The 2,507-nt window shown below is 68.0% G+C and carries 2 protein-coding genes; both read left to right on the top strand.

Annotation, left to right across the window (positions count from 1 at the left end):
• The first annotated feature begins 234 nt into the window (after positions 1-234).
• Positions 235-2,070: a right-handed parallel beta-helix repeat-containing protein gene (locus AB0I76_RS06090; RefSeq protein ID WP_357030450.1), complete on the top strand. Its 1,836-nt coding sequence runs from the start codon at positions 235-237 to the stop codon at positions 2,068-2,070.
• A 211-nt stretch (positions 2,071-2,281) separates the two neighbouring features.
• Positions 2,282-2,440 carry a hypothetical protein gene (locus AB0I76_RS06085; protein ID WP_357030448.1) on the top strand — a complete coding sequence of 53 codons (159 nt, stop codon included), beginning with the start codon at positions 2,282-2,284 and terminating at the stop codon, positions 2,438-2,440.
• The last annotated feature ends 67 nt before the right edge of the window (positions 2,441-2,507 follow it).

Raw genomic sequence — 2,507 nt, 5'->3', positions numbered from 1 at the left:
CCGCTGAATATCCCGCAGGCAGCGACCGCTTGAGCCACGATCGAGCACCTCCGCGGTCCGTTACAGAAATTCGATGGCGAGTGCCTCACAATGTGGGCCAGAAATCGGGGACAAGCTTAAGAACATCTTAGAGAAACATTCTCAGGTGTACACGGAGTCTTCTGGCTGCATAGCCTCTGAAAGCGGATAGCGCCCGAGCGGCTGCAATCCACTTTCCTGAGAACCGTCATTTGCATGGAGGAAATCGTGCCGATACACCGCGCACACGGGTCGATCCCGCCGGCTCGACGGGGCGGGTCATGGCGGCTCCTGGTCACCTCGTTGATGGGCGCGTCGGTGGTTGCCGCCGGCGTCGCCGGCGTCGCGGTCGCCTCCGCCGAGGACCGTCCGTCGATCAGCTCGGCCGTGCTGATCGACGCGGCCACCGACAAGCCGGTGGCCGGCCGGGGCAACCTGTCCGGCGAGCAGACCGTCGACCTGGGCGCCATCGGCACGCACGAGTTGAGCGTGCAGGCGTTCCCGTCGGCGAACGGTGGCAGCGTCCGGTTCACCGTCGAGGGCGGAAGAACCCAGACCGAGAGCTTCTTCCCGTACGTGCTGACCGGCGACTCGACCAGGGGCGACATCTACCCTTGGAAGCCGAAGCCCGGCAGGTACACGATCGTGATGACCCCGTACAGCGAGCAGTACGGCAGGGGCCGCGCCGGCACGCCGCTGCGGATCACGCTGACCGTCACCGACGGCGGCGTGTCGACGCCCGGCAAGCCGTCCCCGTCGAAGCCGACGCCGACGCCGTCACCCTCGGTCAGCAAGCCGGTCCCGGCGACGCCCCGACCCGGCGCGATGCCGCCGACCACCGGCCGCTACCTGTTCGTGTCCGGCAACGGCGACGACAAGCGCTCCGGCACCTCCGCCGCTCAGCCGGTGCGGACCCTGCAGAAGGCCGCCGACCTCGCCAAGCCCGGCGACACGGTTCTGGTCATGAACGGCACCTACGCCAACGGCAACGCGAACTCCAACGTGGTGACCGTGAAGAGGGGCGGCACCGCGAGCAGGCCGGTGACCATCGCCGCCCACCCCGGACACAAGCCGCTCATCAAGGTGAAGAACTGGAGCGGCATCCAGGTCCAGGCCCCTCACGTGATCGTGCAGGGCCTGACCATCGAGGGCAACGCGAAGGAGATCACCCGGGCGTACGCGGAGTCGCAGAAGAACAACCGGTTGAACCCGATCACCAACGGCAACGGCATCTACATCGTCGCGCCGACCGGCAAGCCGGACCAGATCCCGCACCACGTCACCATCCGCGACAACGTCGTACGCGACGTGCCGGGCGGCGGCATCTCCACCAAGGAGGCCGACTACGTGACGATCGAGCGCAACACCGTCACCGGCACCTCGCACTGGACCGTGTACGGCACCAGCGGTATCTCGCTCCTGCACAGCCGGGACATCGACGGCAACACCGGCTACAAGATGATCGTTCGGCAGAACACGGTCAGCGGTAACCGCAACTACATCCCGTGGCTCGACTCCGGCCCCACGCCGCACATCACCGACGGCAACGGCATCATCGTCGACGACAACCGCAACAGCCAGATCAAGGCACGGAACATCGCGCCGTACCGGGGCAGGACGCTGGTCGAGAACAACGTCGCCTTCCGCAACGGAGGCGGCGGGGTGCACATCTTCTCCAGCGACAACGTCGACGTCGTGCACAACACCACGTACCACAACTCGGTCAGCCCGGAGATCGGCGACCGCGACCTGAACGCCAGCTGGGCAAACAACATCCGGTTCTTCAACAACGTCTCGGTCTCGGCACCCGGCCACAAGCCGTTCAGCGTCTCCGGCACCCCCGGTCGGGCGAAGGGCAGCGAGAAGGTCGTCGCCGACTGCAATCTGATCGCCGGCGACCCGAAGTTCGTCAACCCGGCCGCCGGTGACTTCCGGCTGCGCCCGGACAGCCCCGCCATGAACGCCGGTTGCGGCACCCTGACTGCCGAAACCGACAACACCGACCGGACCCGCTCCAACGGCAAGGCCGACCTCGGCGCCTTCGAGTCGTGACCCAGGTCTGACCGGCACCCCGAAGGGGCTGCACGAGGACGCGTACCCCGCGACTCGCGCAGCCCCTCTGCCACGGCCGGGGCTGTTTCGCTGACGGGGCTCGATATCACGCGGGTCTGCACCACCGTTTGCGGCCACCCCGCGCGGGAAGGCGGCGGGCGACAGTGGCGCGCGGACAAGCCAGTGCCATCGCACCCACGGGGAGGTCGACATGGGTGACCGGGAGAAGCTGCACGATCTTCGTCAGCAGGCCCACGACGCGGGCATCGAGGGCAACTCCAAGATGACCGAGGAGCAGCTCCGTGACGCGCTGCGCAAGGTCGGCAAGGGCGAGCGACCCCAGATGGCCAAGCACGAGGCCAAGCGGTAGCGGGCGAGCGGCGGGGGCCCCCCCGGGCGGGGGGGGGGGGCGGCCCGGCGGGGGGGGTAGGGGGGCC

The organism is Micromonospora sp. NPDC049799 (assembly GCF_040656655.1).
Classification (GTDB): domain Bacteria; phylum Actinomycetota; class Actinomycetes; order Mycobacteriales; family Micromonosporaceae; genus Micromonospora.
Note: the sequence above shows the minus strand (reverse complement) of the source record. Positions and strands in the feature narration are given on the sequence as shown.